Annotated in this window: 19 protein-coding genes and 1 pseudogene; 17 read left to right on the plus strand and 3 right to left on the minus strand. The window is 52.9% G+C overall.

Translation table 11 applies throughout. The annotated features are described in order from the left end of the window. Positions 1-300 precede the first annotated feature (300 nt). From RHM58_RS26630 to RHM58_RS26655, 6 genes are read left to right on the plus strand one after another with little or no spacing between them, the layout of a single operon-like run. Complete coding sequence (locus RHM58_RS26630) at positions 301-2355, plus strand: type VI secretion system tip protein VgrG (RefSeq protein WP_322268671.1); 2055 nt, start codon at positions 301-303, stop codon at positions 2353-2355. After that, the gene (locus RHM58_RS26635) at positions 2352-2924 is read left to right on the plus strand and encodes a DUF4123 domain-containing protein (protein WP_322268672.1); all 573 of its coding nucleotides are present in this window, start codon (positions 2352-2354) and stop codon (positions 2922-2924) included. The genes RHM58_RS26630 and RHM58_RS26635 overlap by 4 nt, the downstream gene beginning before the upstream one ends. Further along, positions 2924-3958 (plus strand): toxin VasX, encoded by a 1035-nt coding sequence (locus RHM58_RS26640; protein ID WP_322268673.1) that lies wholly within the window; start codon positions 2924-2926, stop codon positions 3956-3958. Before RHM58_RS26635 ends, RHM58_RS26640 begins: the two co-directional genes overlap by 1 nt. Continuing rightward, a complete protein-coding gene (locus RHM58_RS26645; protein WP_322268674.1) occupies positions 3927-5648 on the plus strand; it encodes a hypothetical protein in 1722 nt (573 codons plus the stop codon). The genes RHM58_RS26640 and RHM58_RS26645 overlap by 32 nt, the downstream gene beginning before the upstream one ends. Next, positions 5639-6082, plus strand: coding sequence for a hypothetical protein (locus RHM58_RS26650; protein ID WP_322268675.1), 444 nt, complete (start codon positions 5639-5641; stop codon positions 6080-6082). Before RHM58_RS26645 ends, RHM58_RS26650 begins: the two co-directional genes overlap by 10 nt. After that, complete coding sequence (locus RHM58_RS26655; RefSeq protein ID WP_322268676.1) at positions 6079-6594, plus strand: hypothetical protein; 516 nt, start codon at positions 6079-6081, stop codon at positions 6592-6594. The genes RHM58_RS26650 and RHM58_RS26655 overlap by 4 nt, the downstream gene beginning before the upstream one ends. 133 nt (positions 6595-6727) lie before the next feature. Here the strand turns inward: RHM58_RS26655 and RHM58_RS26660 are convergent, their stop codons facing one another. After that, positions 6728-7024, minus strand: coding sequence for a hypothetical protein (locus RHM58_RS26660; RefSeq protein ID WP_322268677.1), 297 nt, complete (start codon positions 7022-7024; stop codon positions 6728-6730). Positions 7025-7554: 530 nt separating this feature from the next. Between RHM58_RS26660 and RHM58_RS26665 the strand changes: the two are divergent. From RHM58_RS26665 to RHM58_RS26695, 7 genes and pseudogenes are all read left to right on the plus strand, one after another. Further along, positions 7555-9626: pseudogene (locus RHM58_RS26665) on the plus strand (type VI secretion system tip protein VgrG). After that, positions 9623-10495: a DUF4123 domain-containing protein gene (locus RHM58_RS26670; RefSeq protein WP_322268678.1), complete on the plus strand. Its 873-nt coding sequence runs from the start codon at positions 9623-9625 to the stop codon at positions 10493-10495. The pseudogene RHM58_RS26665 and the gene RHM58_RS26670 overlap by 4 nt, the downstream one beginning before the upstream one ends. 23 nt (positions 10496-10518) lie before the next feature. Further along, positions 10519-11328 (plus strand): hypothetical protein, encoded by an 810-nt coding sequence (locus RHM58_RS26675; RefSeq protein ID WP_322268679.1) that lies wholly within the window; start codon positions 10519-10521, stop codon positions 11326-11328. Positions 11329-11338: 10 nt separating this feature from the next. Further along, positions 11339-11617 (plus strand): hypothetical protein, encoded by a 279-nt coding sequence (locus RHM58_RS26680; protein WP_322268680.1) that lies wholly within the window; start codon positions 11339-11341, stop codon positions 11615-11617. A 23-nt stretch (positions 11618-11640) separates the two neighbouring features. Beyond that, positions 11641-12132, plus strand: a complete 492-nt coding sequence (locus RHM58_RS26685) for a hypothetical protein (RefSeq protein ID WP_322268681.1) — start codon at positions 11641-11643, stop codon at positions 12130-12132. A gap of 11 nt (positions 12133-12143) precedes the next feature. Continuing rightward, positions 12144-14234 (plus strand): lipase family protein, encoded by a 2091-nt coding sequence (locus tag RHM58_RS26690; protein WP_322268682.1) that lies wholly within the window; start codon positions 12144-12146, stop codon positions 14232-14234. Positions 14235-15104: 870 nt separating this feature from the next. Next, entirely contained in the window at positions 15105-15602 is a 498-nt protein-coding gene (locus RHM58_RS26695; RefSeq protein ID WP_322268683.1) for a hypothetical protein, read from the plus strand. Between the two features lie 192 nt (positions 15603-15794). Here RHM58_RS26695 and RHM58_RS26700 read toward each other — a convergent pair whose 3' ends face one another. Beyond that, positions 15795-16091, minus strand: coding sequence for a hypothetical protein (locus RHM58_RS26700; RefSeq protein ID WP_201256569.1), 297 nt, complete (start codon positions 16089-16091; stop codon positions 15795-15797). Between the two features lie 374 nt (positions 16092-16465). Here RHM58_RS26700 and RHM58_RS26705 point away from each other — a divergent pair, with 374 nt between their 5' ends. The 3 genes from RHM58_RS26705 to RHM58_RS26715 all read left to right on the plus strand — a co-directional run bounded on the left by RHM58_RS26705 (position 16466) and on the right by RHM58_RS26715 (position 18111). Beyond that, positions 16466-17002, plus strand: coding sequence for a hypothetical protein (locus RHM58_RS26705; protein WP_322268684.1), 537 nt, complete (start codon positions 16466-16468; stop codon positions 17000-17002). 352 nt (positions 17003-17354) lie between these two features. Beyond that, positions 17355-17624 carry a DUF2790 domain-containing protein gene (locus tag RHM58_RS26710; RefSeq protein WP_201256567.1) on the plus strand — a complete coding sequence of 90 codons (270 nt, stop codon included), beginning with the start codon at positions 17355-17357 and terminating at the stop codon, positions 17622-17624. Positions 17625-17715: 91 nt separating this feature from the next. Continuing rightward, a complete protein-coding gene (locus RHM58_RS26715; protein ID WP_201256566.1) occupies positions 17716-18111 on the plus strand; it encodes a hypothetical protein in 396 nt (131 codons plus the stop codon). On the opposite strand, the gene RHM58_RS26720 is transcribed toward RHM58_RS26715, so the two are convergent. Further along, complete coding sequence (locus RHM58_RS26720; RefSeq protein WP_201256565.1) at positions 18108-18377, minus strand: DUF1652 domain-containing protein; 270 nt, start codon at positions 18375-18377, stop codon at positions 18108-18110. The two genes, RHM58_RS26715 and RHM58_RS26720, sit on opposite strands and share 4 nt — an antisense overlap. A 382-nt stretch (positions 18378-18759) precedes the next feature. Between RHM58_RS26720 and eco the strand changes: the two genes are divergently transcribed. Continuing rightward, complete coding sequence (gene eco / locus RHM58_RS26725; RefSeq protein ID WP_322268685.1) at positions 18760-19242, plus strand: serine protease inhibitor ecotin; 483 nt, start codon at positions 18760-18762, stop codon at positions 19240-19242. Positions 19243-19351 lie beyond the last annotated feature (109 nt).

Raw genomic sequence — 19351 nt, forward strand, 5'->3', positions numbered from 1 at the left:
CATCGCGAGCAGGCTCGCTCCCACAGGGGATTTGTGGGCTAAGCGTTTAGCCGCCGCGAACGGGTCGAAGGCGCACGTTAGTCTGAAAATGACTGTTAGTTCTTGAGTGAAATCGTCGTCCAGCGCCCCCTGACCCTGGCAGCATGCGGCTCAACTCCCCGTCTTCATTGGCCAGAACCCTGCACTTAGGGGTTTTCCCTATGCCCTAAGCACTCCACGCCTGGGGCATTTGCGCCTTGAACGAGGCGGTTTAATCCTGCACCATCCGCCCCAGCTTATTCAAAGGACGGAATTCAAGGCATGCTGGACGCGAACGCAACCCATATCACCCTCGCGCTGGAAGGTGTTTCCGCCGACCTTCAAGTGCTCAGTTTCGTCGGTCGCGAAGCCCTCAACCAACCGTTCTGTTTCGACATCGAACTGGTCAGCGCCCGCCCCGACCTGAAACTCGAAGAGCTGCTGCACAAGCCTGGCTGCCTGACCTTCGGCGCCACCGGCAAAGGCATCATCCACGGCCTGGTCTATCGCATCGAGCAAGGCGACTCCGGCAAGAAGCTGACCCGCTACAGCGTCAGCCTGGTGCCGCAACTCGCCTACCTGCGACACAACCATGACCAGCAAATCTTCCAGCACCTGACCGTGCCGAAGATCATCGGCCAGGTCCTCGAAGCACGCGGCATTCTGGCCGACGCCTACAGCTTCCAGCTCGGCGCGATCTACCCCGAACGCGATTACTGCGTGCAGTACGACGAATCCGACCTGCATTTTATCCAGCGCCTGTGCGAAGAAGAAGGCATTCACTTCCACTTCCAGCACTCGGCCAGCGGCCACAAACTGGTGTTCGGCGATGACCAGACGGTGTTCCGCAAGCTCGCGCCCGTGAGCTACCAGCAAGACTCCGGGATGGCCGCCGAAAAAACAGTGATCAAGCGCTTCAACCTGCGCCTGGAAACCCGCACCACCCGTGTCAGCCGCCGGGACTACGACTTCGAAAAACCACGCATCCTCCCTGAAGGCGCGTCCAAAACCGAATTCGCCCCGGACCTCGAAGACTACGACTACCCCGGCCGTTTCACCGACCGCGAACGCGGCAAGCAACTGGCGACCCGCGCGCTGGAACGCCATCGCAGCGACTACAAACTCGCCGAAGGCAAAAGCGACGAACCGACTCTGGTTAGCGGCCACTTCCTGGCCCTGAGCGAACACCCGCGCGCCGAATGGAACGACCTCTGGCTGCTGCTGGAAGTCGTCCACGAAGGCAAACAACCGCAAGTGCTCGGCGAAAACACCACCAGCGACGTCACCGACAACAAAGACGATTTCCACCAGGGCTACCGCAACCGCTTCCTCGCGACCCCGTGGGACGCGCACTTCCGCCCTGCTCTCGAACACCCGAAACCCAAAGTCCTCGGCAGCCAGACCGCCATCGTCACCGGCCCCAAAGGCGAAGAAATCCACACCGACAAATATGGCCGCGTCAAAGTCCAGTTTTTCTGGGACCGCGACGGCCAAGGCGACGACAACACCACCTGCTGGCTACGCGTCGCCACCGGGTGGGCCGGCAACGCCTACGGCGGCATCGCCATCCCACGCATCGGCATGGAAGTGCTGGTGTCGTTCATGGAAGGCGACCCGGATCAACCGTTAGTCACCGGCTGCCTGTACCACAAGGAAAACGTCGTCCCCTACGACCTGCCGGCGAACAAGACCCGCAGCACGTTCAAGACGCTCAGCTCACCGGGCGGCAAGGGCTACAACGAGTTTCGGATTGAAGACAAGAAAGGTGCGGAACAGATTTATCTGCACGCCCAGCGCGACTGGGATGAAAACATTGAGCATGACCAGAAGATTCGGGTCGGCAATGAACGGCATGACACCGTTGAGGCGAATACTTACAGCGAGTTCAAGGTTGAAGAACATCGCATTACGCATCTGGATCGCAAGACAGAAGCGCGGGCGGATGATCATTTGACGGTTGCTGTTACCCAGAATGTGAAAGTGGGGACGGCGCAGTTTGTGGAGGCTGGGCAGGAGATTCACTACAACGCTGGGGAAAAGGTTGTGGTTGAGGGTGGCATGGAGCTCACGGCGAAGGCTGGTGGGAGCTTTGTGAAGGTTGATGCGGGGGGCGTGACGATCAGTGGCGCGAATGTGAAGGTGAATTCCGGGGGAGGGCCGGGTGTTGGTACCCCTGCAGCACCTTTACTTCCAGGGCTGATGAAAATTGCCGATTCCGATAAACCAGGATTACCGCTTGAGGCGCTTATAAAACAGAACATCCTCTTCCGTCGTACCCGCGCAGGTGTCTGTGAAGTCTGTGAAGCAGCCAAAGCTGCTAAAGGAATTCAGCAATGAGCAACAATCAAAATGCTCAGGGATATCTACTGATTGATGGTGCTCGTTTTGATGATGCCGTGGCATGGCTGGCGAGGAGTTATCCGGGGCACCGCTTTATGCCTCTATTACAAGCGACTGCCTATGCGCCCATTGCTGAAGCAGGCCCAATTATTCTAGACGTCCCCGCCGGAAGCGCTGCTCAACAAGCTTGGTTACAGGGAGACGAAAACCTCATCAACGGCGTATGGCTACAAACCCAAAAACCGATGATCGAAGTATTCAAAATCTTGCAGCGCCGGACAAAAATCTACTCTCCGGAGCGAAAGGAGTACTGGTTGAGATTGGGTGACGCACTTCCATTGCGTCAGGCCTGGCTATCAGGTGCTAACTGGCCACCCGGCTTTTGGTTTGGAATAGAGAGCGTCTGGTTACATCATGAAAAGGTGGTGCAACGAGCCTGGACTAACGACCTTCCCAGCATCGACGGTGCACCTGCTGACACCGGAATCGATGCACAGATTGTTCTCGACTGGCCGCTGCTGCAAGCGCTAGCACCCGATACGGAAACTCCGCAGGAGGCGGTGTAATGACTCAAGCAACAGCGGTAAAACCAGACTTCAAACCAGCGGCGTGTCCATTAATAACCGCGGTCATTCCGTTGCGCTATGCCATAGGGCCTTCACACGCTATCGATGTCAGCGCATTTACATTGCCCACACTGAGCGGAAAGTTCCCCGAACTGGGCGATGACAATAGCGCTACTCGTGACAAAGAACTCAACTATACCGCTCGATTATTGCGCGATGGTTGGCTGTATGTCTGGCAGTCATCTCCAGAAAAGCTAATTGAATTCAACGTTGAAAAAGCGTCGCTCAAGGAGACTACACGTGGTGGGAAGGTCATCGATCCATCATCAAAACCTTATTTGATGTTCCCGGCAGGAACGCCTGCGATGATTTCCTGGTCACCCTCAAAATGGAGTGATGCACAGTTTTCGGCCGCCAAAGCTAATGAAAAAGTCCGCGCACGTGTAATGCGCAGCTTCACTCCTGGCGCTGCGCCGGCGAGCGGCAAGGCAATAAGTATTCACGAAAGTATCGGCGACTATATGGAGCCGATCGGCTTTAAATGGAGTTGTGCTCCGTCAACCAAGAACAAACCAAATTGGTCGTCAATGTTGGATGATATGAAACGCTGTGAGCAGCAGTCTTATGTCATTGCGGATGATCCTTGGGGAGTTTGGCTAGATTTATCGGCAATGATTCGAACACAGCAAAGTGTTTTTGATGAGCGTAGAAAGAAACGCGCCGATGATTGGGCAATGGCGGGAGCGCTAAAATCCCTAGCCGATAACGATACAAAAGTCAAAGAGTTACTCCCATCCATTACCCGTTACAAAGAAGTAAAAACAGCTTGGGATGAATTAGACTCCGAAGAAACGCGTTACAACGAAAACTGCCGTCGCCTATCAATACTATGGAACGACTGGCTGAAAACTTTTCAGAGTAAAGGCCCATCGACTCTAGATACAGCTGCTGGGCAGTTCGACATTACTATCCCAGACTCCCGTATTGCACTTGAAGTTAACTTTGCAGCTGCATCGTTTAGGCCCATCAAGTAGCAGTCTTTGTGCAAAAGCCATAGGAGATGCTCTTGACCCTGACAAACAGGCAACTGGACAACCTTGGTTACTTTGGGCTGTACTTGGTTTAGGTAAGCGCTTAGCCATTGCAGATATTAAGTCCATCATTGATCTTTCGGACGGAATCAATGATAACGCCTCAGGCCTGGCAAAAGCATCAGCCAAAGTAGGTAGAGCAATAGCACTCGCATCCGCGATCAATAAAAGTGCTGAAAAGTTGGCGACATATAGTCCTGCCAAAGCTCAAGAAGCTCTAATGCTGGCGTTGTCACCAGTCGTGGGGGCGCACATGCAAAACTCAGCATCGGGACCAGATAACGTTGCAAAAATATTCCTTGGATCTGCCATGGGCCGCAGTCAGCAACGGTTGATTGTTGCGCAAACAAACTCGAAACAGATTGGGGAATGGATAAGTGATTTAATTGACACTAACACTCCCACCAAAACCAGCATAGCAATAAGCAGTACCATAGCAATTGAGGATGCATTGCCATTCTACACTTTGTCACCACTAAAGGCGGCGGGCGCATCCAATGCCAAACTTGGCTCGATCGCAGATCTAGTCAAAAACGAAAGCAATTTAAAGAACTTATTAAACCTTAGCAAAGGTGCCTTGGACAACGCACCGATCAAATGCGTTGTTGCCATTATAGCGGCACTAAACCTGAGATCTGCTAGTCGGGATGCATGGAACACTCCATCTGCCAAAACGATTATTAACTCATTAGGCGGAACTTTTGGCATGGCGGCTGCTTCTGCGGCAGTTTTGCAAAAAGTAGCTGAGATTAACTGGGAAACTGCGGTAGCAGCATCTGGAAAAGAATCATCTGTTGCACGTATCGCACTGGCGGATGCATTAGGTCTAAGTTGGAAAGCTGCTGGATTTCAAACACTTTCTGCTGCAGTGGACATTGTTGCATATGGCTTAGATGCATTCGAAGCATATCAGTCAGGCGATTATGACACAGCCAGTATTAACGTTGGTTTGAGTGCGGTATCAACCGCAAATATCGCCCTTTACGTTAAAACATTTCGCGCTATACGTGCAGCCAGGGCCGCTGTAATAGCCGGAGATGCCGCAGCAATTGGAAGAGGCGTAACACAAGTCCCTCATATTGGTTTTAAAGCATTAGGTTTAACCATTTTGATAGTAGGAGGAATCGTCGCTAGATTATACACTCAGGACACACCTCTAGAAAAATGGATCAAAGGCACGAAGTTTGGTATAAGCCCTGCTGACTGGGCTGGCAACTATACCAAATCCATGACTGAATTTTATAAAATTGTTTTTCCAATCAGTTTAAATGCGTATCGCCTTAACGAATTAAACCCCTACAAGGGAATGGTAGAAAGTACGTATTTGATGCTACTACTACCAGGGAAAGAAATACTTACTGACAGCATGATAAAGTTTGAGGGCGAAGAGATATGGGGTGGTATTTTCGGAATGGGTGGCAAACACGAAAAAGTGTCTTGGAGCGGAAATAGCTTTGATCTTCATGCTGGAACTAGAGTCACTACGGAAGCAGGAACTGCTACCTACAGACGCGTATACCATGTAGATCGTGAAGGTCGTGCCTTGAACAGTATAAAAGGCAATCTCACCTACTCGCCTTTAGATGGCCTGAGTTTACCGCCTATCGAAATCAAGGAAATAATATGGCTTTGAAAGACCTCATGGCGCAAGCGGTGGCAAAATATGGAAAAACCTCCAACACGATTCTGCGCCCCAATGAAAGCACAGGGCAATCACCGCTCGAACTATTTATTACAGATGAACACACCACAAACTATTTAACTCTACAAATGGCAGGGGATGCTGATCGAGGCGGTATTACCGGAATGACAGCAGGCGTTGGCTCGCTTGCCAGCTTGGTTCTCGCGTTGATGATGATTTTGAAAGGACGTTGGGACTTGGTAGGGCTGTGCCTTTTTCTAGCAACTTCGATGTTCTTTGTTCCATTTTTTTGGAAACGAGGAAGTCGCTACCATTACCGGTACTTTTTAATCGCCGAACTCAAGAAGTTTATTTCGACCATAACGGTGACCTTTACCATACGCCGTGGGACGATATTCAAGCAATCGCCTGTGAATTTCAAATGACCGGAGTTTATACCGGAAGCATAAACAACGCGTCTCTTGAAATACTTGTAAAGCGCCTGGGGGAGCCGGAAAACGTACTTATGGTAAGCTTGGGCTCCCCAATGGGCAAGACGTTAGACTTGCAAAAAGGCTTCTGGGAATACATCCGCAGTTATATGAATAATGGCCCGTGGTTTGACAAAAACGGAAAGCATAGCGACTCAGATGAATTTATCAAGAGTCAACTATCCAGCAATATTAGACACTCAGACTTCCTGGGTTACTGGAAAAAAACAATTACCGACAAAAAGCTCAAGTCGGGAGACAGCAATTTCCTCACTGCGTCAGATGCCTTCATGTTTGTCGGGCATTTAGTATTTTACCCAACTAATGCGATACAGGACTTTACATACGACTATGTCAAACGCAAAACGCGAAAGCTCTGGCCAGAAATTGTAACCGAGCGGTTGAAACCTGACGGACCTACGAGTCGCCTGATAGATCTTGAGCGTGAGCGTGGACTGCCTGTGTAAGTACAAATCGGCAGAATATAAACAACTTCCAAAGGGACCAACAATCTCCCAGTCTTAAAGTAAATCTTTTCTAGTTTTGATTGGCTCACGACCAAGCTCCGCTAGGAGCTTGGCTTTATTAGATATTTGTGTGTTAGGCAGGCGCCTTCCACCCCAACATCCGCTGCTGCGCAACCTGCAACAGATCACACCCATCCTGCGTCAACAAATACAGCGCATGGGTAATGTGCGGAATGTCCTGCACATCGCCATCCTTGAAGCAGTGGCAATGAAGTGTTTCCAGCAAATTGCTGCCTGCACGGATCCGCTGTAGAGCGGCTTCGAGAATATCGTGAGGATTGGCCTCGGTGTCGATGACCAAGGGATTTGTGTCGGTGACGCTGCTTTTGATTGAGCGATAGCGATCAGGAAAGGCATTTAGCGTTGGCATAATTAGTTACTCATCTGTTTTGAGGTAACCGCCAGCACCGTGACCAAACGGTGGGAGACGGACTGTGTACAGGTTTGGTCAACCGAGAACAGTAACTCAGCTCGCCCGAAGGCGTCCTGCACACAGCCGCCACAACAATGCGCCATAAGGACATAGATGTCCGTAAGGCGAATCATGGCACACATATATGCACTGTTCTCAGGTGACCAAACCTGCTCGCTGATTTTGCAGCGAAGCAAAACAGTAATCCCGGCCCCCCAGTCAGCGAAAGTCGACAAAGCGCCCAAGCTTGTAGGAACGGGACGAAGCTTAACCGTGATTTTTTACGACTAACACGTAATGACGTAGGACAGACAACCTCGAACGTGACGGTATCGCCAAAAATCGCCAGCAATCATTGGCTAACACTCTGTAAATAGGTGTTTACCCGACGCAGGAGTACGCCCTCACCTACGGCATTTGCGCCTTGAACGAGGCGGTTTAATCCTGCACCATCCGCCCCAGCTTATTCAAAGGACGGAATTCAAGGCATGCTGGACGCGAACGCAACCCATATCACCCTCGCGCTGGAAGGTGTTTCCGCCGACCTTCAAGTGCTCAGTTTCGTCGGTCGCGAAGCCCTCAACCAACCGTTCTGTTTCGACATCGAACTGGTCAGCGCCCGCCCCGACCTGAAACTCGAAGAGCTGCTGCACAAGCCTGGCTGCCTGACCTTCGGCGCCACCGGCAAAGGCATCATCCACGGCCTGGTCTATCGCATCGAGCAAGGCGACTCCGGCAAGAAGCTGACCCGCTACAGCGTCAGCCTGGTGCCGCAACTCGCCTACCTGCGACACAACCATGACCAGCAAATCTTCCAGCACCTGACCGTGCCGAAGATCATCGGCCAGGTCCTCGAAGCACGCGGCATTCTGGCCGACGCCTACAGCTTCCAGCTCGGCGCGATCTACCCCGAACGCGATTACTACGTGCAGTACGACGAATCCGACCTGCATTTTATCCAGCGCCTGTGCGAAGAAGAAGGCATTCACTTCCACTTCCAGCACTCGTCCAGCGGCCACAAACTGGTGTTCGGCGACGACCAGACGGTGTTCCGCAAACTCGCGCCCGTGAGCTACCAGCAAGACTCCGGGATGGCCGCCGAAAAAACAGTGATCAAGCGCTTCAACCTGCGCCTGGAAACCCGCACCACCCGCGTCAGCCGCCGGGACTACGACTTCGAGAAACCACGCATCCTCCCTGAAGGCGCGTCCAAAACCGAATTCGCCCCCGACCTCGAAGACTACGACTACCCCGGCCGCTTCACCGACCGCGAACGCGGCAAGCAACTGGCGACCCGCGCGCTGGAACGCCATCGCAGCGACTACAAACTCGCCGAAGGCAAAAGCGACGAACCGACTCTGGTTAGCGGCCACTTCCTGGCCCTGAGCGAACACCCGCGCGCCGAATGGAACGACCTCTGGCTGCTGCTGGAAGTCGTCCACGAAGGCAAACAACCGCAAGTGCTCGGCGAAAACACCACCAGTGACGTCACCGACAACAAAGACGATTTCCACCAGGGCTACCGCAACCGCTTCCTCGCGACCCCGTGGGACGCGCACTTCCGCCCTGCTCTCGAACACCCGAAACCCAAAGTCCTCGGCAGCCAGACCGCCATCGTCACCGGCCCCAAAGGCGAAGAAATCCACACCGACAAATATGGCCGCGTCAAAGTCCAGTTTTTCTGGGACCGCGACGGCCAAGGCGACGACAACACCACCTGCTGGCTACGCGTCGCCACCGGGTGGGCCGGCAACGCCTACGGCGGCATCGCCATCCCACGCATCGGCATGGAAGTGCTGGTGTCGTTCATGGAAGGCGACCCGGATCAACCGTTAGTCACCGGCTGCCTGTACCACAAGGAAAACGTCGTCCCCTACGACCTGCCGGCGAACAAGACCCGCAGCACGTTCAAGACGCTCAGCTCACCGGGCGGCAAGGGCTACAACGAGTTTCGGATTGAAGACAAGAAAGGTGCGGAACAGATTTATCTGCACGCCCAGCGCGACTGGGATGAAAACATTGAGCATGACCAGAAGATTCGGGTCGGCAATGAACGGCATGACACCGTTGAGGCGAATACTTACAGCGAGTTCAAGGTTGAAGAACATCGCATTACGCATCTGGATCGCAAGACAGAAGCGCGGGCGGATGATCATTTGACGGTTGCTGTTACCCAGAATGTGAAAGTGGGGACGGCGCAGTTTGTGGAGGCTGGGCAGGAGATTCACTACAACGCTGGGGAAAAGGTTGTGGTTGAGGGTGGCATGGAGCTCACGGCGAAGGCTGGTGGGAGCTTTGTGAAGGTTGATGCGGGGGGCGTGACGATCAGTGGCGTCAATGTGAAGGTGAATTCCGGGGGGCTCCTGGTGCAGGCACCGGAATCGGCATTCTCGACCCGGTCATCCCATGGGCCGCCGCCAAGGACAAGCCCGGCGCCCCGCTCGTCCCGGCAGCCGTACAAATGGCCATGGCCAAAGCGGCCCGCGCCGCCGGCGACATCCGCTGCCCGATTTGCGAAGCCTGCCGTGAAGGCAAGTGCGACCTGGGAGCAACAGCATGAGCGACGCCCTTAACAACTGGCTCGGCGAGCAAGCCCGGCTCAATCGCGTACTGATCCTGGCCCTCGACAGCCTCGCCGAGCCCAACCCGGTCACGTCGTTGTACAGCGCCGGCCTGATGCAGCGCTCGGTGCAACTCTATCGAGGCACCCAATACGCCGAGTTCGCCCCCATCAGCCCTTGGCTGACCGAACTGCCCAGCGCCGACGCCGAGGCCTTCCGTAAGTTGCTGGACGAGCCACAGCGCAACTGGGGCTGGATCGGCAGCATGGATAAGGCTGACCTCGACAGCCTGACCCAACACTGGCGAGCGCGGATGGTCATTGACGAAGACGGCGAGCGCTCGCTGTTCCGCTTCCAGGATAATCGCGTCATTGCCCGATGCATTGCCAACTTGAGCGAAACCGAACGGCCGGTCCTGTTAGGCCCGATCAGCAGCGTGCTGTATTGGGATGAGGAACAGTGGAAAAGTGCGGATAACGCCAAGCCTGGGATGTACCCGGTGCCGAATCCGGCGCCGTGGTTGCGCATTCCAAACTCTCCCGACCGCAGTCGCAGCATCCTGCGCGAAAACCTGAAACGCTGGCTGCTGGTGTATCACGTCGAAGCCGCCGCCAAACTTTCCGAAACCCGCAACGTTCGCGAATGGCTGGAAGAACAGATGGACCTGCTTGACGCCTGGCACTGGAACACGCCGGAACAACGTGAGTTCATGCTCAGCCTGCGACTTGACCCCAAATGCGCGGATGACGTCGCTTGGCAGCCATTGCCGGGTGAGACGCCAGAGCAGCATTTTGCGCGGACCCAGCGGGTGTTTGATGCGAGTGTGGGTAAGTCTGAGCGTTTTTGCGCGGACCCAGCGGGTGTTTGATGCGAGTGTGGGTAAGTCTGAGCGTGAGTGAAGTTGTGGGTTTTTGTGTGGCTAAGCAGCTGTTGAGTCGCTTGCCTTGGGCGTTTGCTTTGGCAGGAGCGGTTTCCGGGTGTTCGGCCATCAAGCCTGCTGACAGTTTTACGCTGCTGACGGAGTTGCCACCGGGGTTCAAATTTAAAGGTGAGGCCTCCTACGTTCCTCGCACGGGGGAAAGCTGCACAGTCCCGGCTCGCGAGGGAAGAAACTACCCAGGCAAAAAGTTTTATAAACAAGATCTTAGTAACGAAGCGCAGACAGCAAACTTTGAAGTCCCACTGACTAGTAACGAAGATGGCTGCCCGTTGGTGCTTGATAACTTTGCATATCAGGTTGACGCGAAATATGGAGCTGCCCGGCTCGATTTGGGCAGGGCATTCACGGGGGTTTCCTTTCGGGATGGATCCACAGAAGCGCCAAGCCCTCCTCCTGTACTGGTATTGCAAAAGCAGTGCGAATGGTTATTTCGCACTGAGGGGCCTGATCGTTACATTGGGAAAATTCTGAAATGCAAGTCTGTTGCCGCACCCGATCAGGCAAATGACTCTAGTGTAAAAGGTCCCATGCAACGTGCAGAGTTCGCGGGAAAGACGATAAAAGTAGTGTTCAATATTTCAAGCGTGGAAAGACCAGCTGTTGGCGACAATTGGGTGCAATTCCCCAGTGGTTGGAAACGTTGTATGGGGGATAGTCTTGAGGACGCTTACGCGTTTTGTAGAGGCAATACTACTGACTTCAAGCCCTTTAAAATGCCAGATGGACGTGATTGCACCGTCTATCCCAACTGCACCGAATAAGGACTATAAAATGTTTTATCGAGAATTTTTCACTGGACTTGTTCGAATAGCGGTCATCGGCTTAGGGACGCTGGGGGCTGCTGGTTGCTCCGTCGCGCAACAGGATAGCTTCACGCTAATCACTGAACTGCCACCTGGATTCAAATTTAAAGGTGAAGCCTCTTACGTACCTCGCACGGGGAAAACTGCACAGTCCCGGCTCGCGATGGAAGAAACTACCCAGGCAAAAAGTTTTTTGAACAAAAGCTTAGTAACGAAGCGCAAACAGCACAATTTGAAATTCCGCTAACCAGTAATGAAGGTGGTTGCCCCTTGGTACTTGATAACTTCGGATATCAGGTTGACGCTAAGTACGGAGCCGCTCGGCTCGATTTAGGCAGGGCGTTCACAGGGATTTCTTTTCAGGATGGGTCTGCAGAGGCTTCAAGTCCTCCACCTGTCTTAGTATTGCAAAAGCAGTGCGAATGGTTGTTCCGCACTGCCGGGCCGGATCGTTACATTGAAAAGATTTTGAAGTGCAAGTCCGTTGCAACGCCAGACAAGACGGGTGACACCATTATAAAAGGCCCCATGCAACGCGTTCAATTCGCGGAAAAGACTATCAAAGTCGTATTTTCAATGGCGGAGGAAGAAACTCCATATATGGGAGATACATGGGTTAAATTCCCCGAAGGCTGGAAGCGGTGTATGGGAAAAAGCCTAGATGATCCTTATGCGTTTTGTCGTGGCAATACTACTGACTTCAAGCCCTTTAAAATGCCGGATGGACGCGATTGTACCGTCTACCCACACTGTACTGAATAAGGATATTTTTTATGGAGCCAACGGTGCCTTGCGACCCACTCTTAAGTGAAAAATCAGAAGCATGCCCCTTGCGGGGAGACTGGATCAGTTTTCAATTAGTTGATGAGACTGGTGATGGCAAGCCATATGCAGGCCTTTCCTATGTTCTTCAGGACAGCTCTAATCAAAAATACCCTGGAGTGCTAGACGCCAACGGGGCTGCGAAGGTTATCAATCACTACCAAGGGCCCGTAGTTCTGCATATTGACGCTGCCTATGCAGGAACTGAGGACTTTTATAGCGCGCTCGCCCAAAGAAAAAGTTATCCGCTTCCCATAACAGAACTTCAGGTAAGAGCGGAAAAAAGCCGTTTTGTTCGCAAAGATGGCTTGCGTGTAGAAAACAATCCAGCGAAGGGAAAGACAAATCAGTTCTTTCACGTTGAAGTAAGTGATCTTGTGAAAAGCTCTGCACACCTACCGCCAATCTCTCCACGAAAACACCCTCCAAATTTCAATTTACTCAAAGCCATGGGTGACCTCGGATTTGGACAAGAGGAAGCGGAGCTCTACGGACTTTGCTTGCTGCCTAACAAAAATACCGTTCTTGAAGTTCGACCGCTACGGGCATTTCGCCCAATGCTATCGAAAGATAATAAATTCAGCGCCTTGAACTTATACCAGTTATCTTTATTTGCCAGCTTGAGCTACAGCAACTTCGGTCAAGCACCATTCGAAAAGCCATTCGACACGATATCATTCCCACTAGACCCGAGCGTCGGATACTTGTTCGGAAACGGACTTGCAAGTTTCAGAGAAACTTGGAAGGTCAACAAAGACCAAACCACTGCTTACTACCCGTTATATGAAGATGTGGCTTACTCGAAGCGATTTGAAATCCTCCCTTTCGATCCAAAACTGTATGACCAAAATAAACTTGAACTGGGCCCCGACCAAGATTACCCTTCCAAATGGCACTTCTTTGATGATGGAGAAGCTAAAGGTGGCACCAACACACAGGCTTTTATAACTCATCACGACGAAGTTGTTTTAATTTCCGTCCGAGGAACAGCGGAACCGATGGACTTCTTGCGAGACACTGACGCGGAGCAAGTGCACTTTGAAGAGGGCGTAGGCAAAGCACACAAAGGCTTCTACGAAGCTTACAAGGCAATGAGTGAATTTGTTCAGACTTATCTTCAACAGTTTCACATCAATCAAAAAGTCATTATTTGCGGCCATAGTCTTGGAGGAGCCATTGCTACTTTACTCGCAGAAGCGCTACGACGCAGTCCCAAAAAATATGACATCCTTCTTTACACCTACGGTTCCCCACGAGCCGGCGACGCCGATTTCGTAGCGGGTGCCAAAGAGCTTGCCCATCACCGCATGGTCAACAACAATGATCCAATCCCCAGTGTTCCAGCACCGTGGATGAACACTCGCAAAAGTATCTGGCTGCCCGGCGTAATCCTCAGTTTTATCACTGCTCCGGTCGGCGCACTCATCTTCGCTATTGGTCTGACGCGAACCGGTGGTGCTCCCTACAAGCATCACGGTGAACTGCATCATTTCATGCCCGTTCATTTTAAAGGACGTGATCAATCTTCAATTCTCTGGGACCCTGGCTGTGACTCCATCGAACAGGCAGCTTGCACAACAGCGTTGAAAAAAATTGAAGACCTTCCCGACAGAGACGCTTTTTGGCTGCAAGCGATACAGATGGGAAACCACTTCATGGTGCCCTCGTACATTCCAAACTCATGGGCAACACTGCGACGCTGGCAGCAAACCCAAAAGACTGGCACGACGATTGTGACGGAGACTGAATACAAACAAGTGTCCTTCGAACTACAGGAAATGCAGATTCGTTTGAAAGACAAAGAGTCCCAACTGAAGTCTGGCGACCATTCTGATCGCATGGCAAACAATCAAGACCTTGGTGCATTGAGAGCCGAAATAGGACGTTTGAATACTTCGGGAGAACGACTGAACACGCTCAAGTTCCATAACTTGACACCCGAAGAAGTTTACGGTTCCGCTACCCACGCGCCTGAACATGAGCTCAACGTAGAACGCTGGATGGCGAAAAAGAAAATAAAATCGAAGTCCAAACCGCTATGATTCCTAAAGCGGGCAGCAGTGAACTGAGAACAGCATAGCATTCAGGACCAAATGACTAAGCATGCTCCCAACGAGCCAGCGTCGATAAGATGCTGGCTCGTAAAGCGCGCCAAACCGAGATTGAAATGAATAGCCAACTTATAAATCGGGGGCCCTCAGGTACGTTGACCATTAAAAAGTTTTTCTTATCGCGTGGCTTGTATTATTTTGCGTTCAAATATTCGCTGGGCAACCCAAGTTAATCACTAAGTTCGACTGTAAATCAGGAGCTAAAAGCACGGTAAGTTTGCTACGCGGCTCACCCATTGCTGACTCTTTCATCTATAAAATCCGTCACGCGAAGGAAACCAACTATTTATATGACGATGCCGGCTCATCCCGAGGAAGCAATGTGCAATGGCAATGCATCTCAAACCAGAACAACTCCAACCTGTTAGTGCTTTCAGGGGAGTTCACTTCAAATTTCCTACAGGGCGCCCTATTCTATTTCGACTCGGCGGGCGGGCGGGCGGGCGGGCGGGCGGGCGGGCGGGCGAATTGAACGCATCAATTTCGCCGAAAGGAACCGTCCTCGCTGGATAAAACTATCCAAACAGGGCGTTCAAGTTATTTTCGAAAATACCGGCAACGAAAGCTCGCATAAATATTTGAGTTACGGAAAAAATGGGGTGTACCTAGAGCTTGACGAAATCCCAGCGGCTTCAAGTGGAGACGGTGAAAGACTGATTGAGCTGAACAGTTTTAAACCGTGAAATCGATGTGAACAGTGGTATCCCGCATGCACCTCGGCACGATCTGATTGCATATGCCAGGAGCGCCGCAAACAAGTAAACTCCCGCCTCACCAAGAAAGGACTTCGGATTCAACGTCATGGAATTGCAATTCACTATTACGCCCAAACACACACAGGTCAGGGTCAATGAACAGCTTGAGCAGGAAATGCTCAAGGATGACCAACTGCAGGCCCGCATGCTGGGCTATGTCATGCGCTTTCAGAACCTTTTGCTCGGGCCGCTACTTTTTCTTCTGGGCCTGGCTGGCGGCATGCTGGCGATCTACCTCCCCGCGCGCGAGTTCAGCCCTCAGAAGATCATCTCCATGGCGCTGTTCGGGGTGATCTTCGTAGTGATCTGGTGGTTCTGCTCCGGCCGCCTACTTAGCAAGTTACGCGAACGTATTGCCGACAACCGTGCGAAGCCGCGCGCGCCTTTTCGCCGCGCAAACCAACGTCTGATCGAAATGAAACTGCGCATTCCCCTCAAGGCTGTCGAAGGTGCTTATCGCCTGCGACTCGACGACCACGGTTTCACCCTGATTAATGCCAAGGGAGGTAAAGGAGGTTTGGCTTGGGGGAGATTGTGCGCCTGAAGGTCACGCCCGATTTCTACTCAGTTGCCTGCGTCAAACTGGATCGCAAGGGCAAATACTTTCACATTCCCAGGTACAGTAATGACATGGACGCGGACCAGTACCATCAGGGTTTGGAGCTGTTCTTGAGCCGAGTGCCCGCCTCTGCCATCTGAAGCCTGCCCCACAGGAGGCAGGCGTGTTTCAGCGGTGTCAGACCGGCGCCTTCCACCCCAACATCCGCTGCTGCGCAACCTGCAACAGATCACACCCATCCTGCGTCAACAAATACAGCGCATGGGTAATGTGTGGAATGTCCTGCACATCGCCGTCCTTGAAGCAGTGGCAATGAAGCGTTTCCAGCAAATTGCTGCCTGCACGGACTCGTTGTAGAGCGGCTTCGAGAATGTCTTGGGGATTGGCCTCGGTGTCGATGACCAAGGGGTTTGTGTCGGTGACGCTACTTTTGATAGAGCGATAGCGATCAGGAAAGGCATTTAGCGTTGGCATAGTGATTACTCGATGATTAGTAAATTACCGCCAGCACCGTGACCAAACGATGGGAGGCGGACTGTGTACAGGCTTGGTCAACCGATACCATCAACTCGGCTCGCCCGAAGGCGTCCTGCACACAGCCGCCATTGCAACGCACTACGAAGACATAGAAGTCCGCAGGGCGAATGATGGCACACATATGTGCGATGGCATCAGGTGACCAAACCCGATCGCTGATTTTGCAGCGAAGCCAAACAGTAAACGCTGCGGGCAGGCCGGCGAAAGACGACAAAGCGTCCAAGCTTGTAGGACCGGGACGAAGCTGTCTTAGGATTTGTTACGACTGACGAGTAGCGCTGTAGGACCTGACAAAAAGAAGGGATTCACCAATGAAAACACCCTGGAAATACCTCTTCGCAGCACTGCTCACCACCCCGGCCTACGCGCAACCGCTCAAGCCCATCCTCACCTGTCCTTTAGCCGATAACACCAAGGTGTCGCTGTTGGCCGAACCCGCCGAAGACGGACAGCGCTTATTCATAAAACTCGACGGCAAAACCCACATCGCCTTCACCGACATGCCTCAATCAGATTTCGTCGGCCGAATTGTCCTGGCAAAGTGCGTTTCCTCAAGTTTGATTTTCGCTCTGGAATACGGCTCGCCTTATATGAAAGGCGTGGTGCTGCGCAAAAACCCCATCACCCACACCGTCGAGCAAATCGATTTTTCCGAGAAAGCCCTGCCCCGTTGGCTCTATCTGGGCCCGCAGCAAATGCGCCTAGTGATCCCAAACGAAGGCTATGAAGTCCCGAACAAGTTCTTGCTCTACGACTACATCACCGGCCAAGGTGAGCCCGAAACCGCCATTGGAATTGACACACTCCCCAATGCGCACGGCTTCAAGGTCGTGCACCTGGGGAAGTAACCGCGCCGTTTGGCCACTTGTTCCCCCTGTCCCTCATCAAGAATGTTGCGGATATTTCTTATCCGGAGACTGCTGCGCAGTCCAACGGGAGCAAGCTCCCTCGCCACAAGTGACTAGTTGTTTGTTCTACCGTTTGATTGCCGGCATTAATCCATGTTTTTAGTTGCCCACATGAAACCTCTGTCAGAAACAGCCTAACGACCGGTGGCACTCCGCTGGCTTAACCATCGCTTAACCCCGCGGTCCAAACCTGTACTGGACCGCACGCCTTCAGACTCTTTCTGATGCCCAGTGCGGCAGGTTCGTCGTGTTTCACGTCGGGCTGACTTTCCATTTGCACTGGAGATATCCCATGAACATGCGCACTTTGCTGATTACCACCGCCCTCGCCTGCACCGCTTTTGCCAGTTTGGCTCAGGCCGCCGATACGTCCTCGACTCAAGCCGTGCCTTATCGCTACGGCATGCCGCTGCATGTGGGCAAGGTCATTGCCATGACGGAGCCCTCGACGCCGGACTGCAAAGTCATTAAGGCTGATATGAAGTACATCGATAGCGCCTCGGGCAAGCCTGAAGAAATCACCTACAAGAAATTGTCTGACGCGTGCAGTTTCCAAAACTGACAGAAGGCTCTGATTCGGCACTTTGCGGTAGGCGTGTGAGGGTTCTGGCGCTATGCTCTGGACGCCTCCCTCACTGCCGCAAGGATTCGCCATGCAGTTATCGTTTCGTACGTTGTCGACGTTTACCGCCGCGCTGTGTGTCGTGCTGGCGTTGATATGGGGTTTGCTGCCGGATCGGTTGTTGGCGATCTGGAGCATTGAGTATTCGTCGGCGGCGGGTTTTGTCGCGCGGCGCTGTGCGGTGTTATTCGCCGCGCTGGGCGTGATGTTTTATCTGGTTCGCAACGAGGCGCCGTCCGTCAGCCGCAATGCACTGAGCACGGGCTTCACGGTGGGCTGCTGGGGGTTGGCGACGCTGGGTTTCGTCGAATGGCTGAATGGCCATGCCGGGCCGGGCATTATGCTGGCTGTAGGGGTAGAACTGGCGCTGGGCCTGGGGTTTTTCCAGACCCGGCGCGTGTCGGTTGAGCTTGAAGCCGCGGGTTAAAACGCTTTTCGGTCGAGGTGCAAAGGCTGAACGGTAGCCCTGTGCTGCATGTCTGAACGAAGTTCGGCGATCAAGTCATTGATTTCTCGACAACCATTCAAGCGTTTGGCGTTTATGCCGGTCACCAATAGATCGAGCTGATCCGTTTGCGTGTCGGCATAGACCTTTACGGTCATCGACAGGTCAGGCGACAGCGTGCATTGACAGCGCTTCGGCAGGAAGCTGCTTTCAATGATATTGCGTAGTTCCAGGGCAGAAAGAAACATGGCGACCCTCTCCTTAATGTGAGACTGCCAATCAAATAATCGTCGGTCGGCGATGAAGTAACCCGTTTGTCTTCCTTGCGGGCCTGAACACTCCATTACCTGACCGTTCTCTCGTAGCTACGCTGACTCATAAGTGCGGTCGGTCAGCTTAAGACCAGCTACAGCATAAAACATGCCTAAGATTTCGCTCTGCACCTCGTCGGTAAATCAAAGATTTAACGAAAGTGCCAGCAAAGCGCCTCATGCAATCTGCAAGAAAGGCCTCCTTGAGCCCTGCAATTTGCAAATCGGGCGACAGGTTTGCATAAGCCGCGCACGGCGGTAAAAATGCGAACACTAAATTTTAGTATCCGCTGACCACACTCACACGCAAGGAGGCATCATGGGTTCATTGACCTTAATCAATACCGTCGGGCTGATAGTTGCCGGGCTGTCTTGTGCAGCGCACGCGGCGAAACTCGAAGAGGTCGCGCCGTTTCCCAAAGCCGAGAGCGGTTTTACCCGCCAGGTCATTCATCTGGCACCTCAAACTCAGGAAGATGGCTTTCAGGTCGAAATTCTGGCTGGCAAGACGTTGACAGTGGATTGCAACCATCAGCGCTTGGGCGGGATGCTTGAAGAGAAGAATCTGGAAGGCTGGGGTTATCCGTTTTATCGGCTGGAACAGGTGATTGGGCCGATGAGCACGATGATGGGCTGCCCCGATGGCAAGACGAAAAAGGACTTCGTGCCGGTGGTCGGTGACGGGTTTATGTTGCGCTATAACAGCAAGCTGCCGATTGTGCTTTATGTGCCTAAGGATGTTGAGGTTCGTTATCGGATCTGGACGGCGTCGAGCAAGGTTGAGACGGCTGTTCAGGAATAGCTGATCCCGGTCAAGTGCGGTCCTGTGGCGAGCGAGCTTGCTCGCACTGGGTGGGCTGGGCTGGGCTGCGTAGCGGCCTCAAATTCTGCAACTATGTCAATTTTGTGAG

This window comes from Pseudomonas sp. 10S4 (assembly GCF_034344865.1).
Taxonomy (GTDB): domain Bacteria; phylum Pseudomonadota; class Gammaproteobacteria; order Pseudomonadales; family Pseudomonadaceae; genus Aquipseudomonas.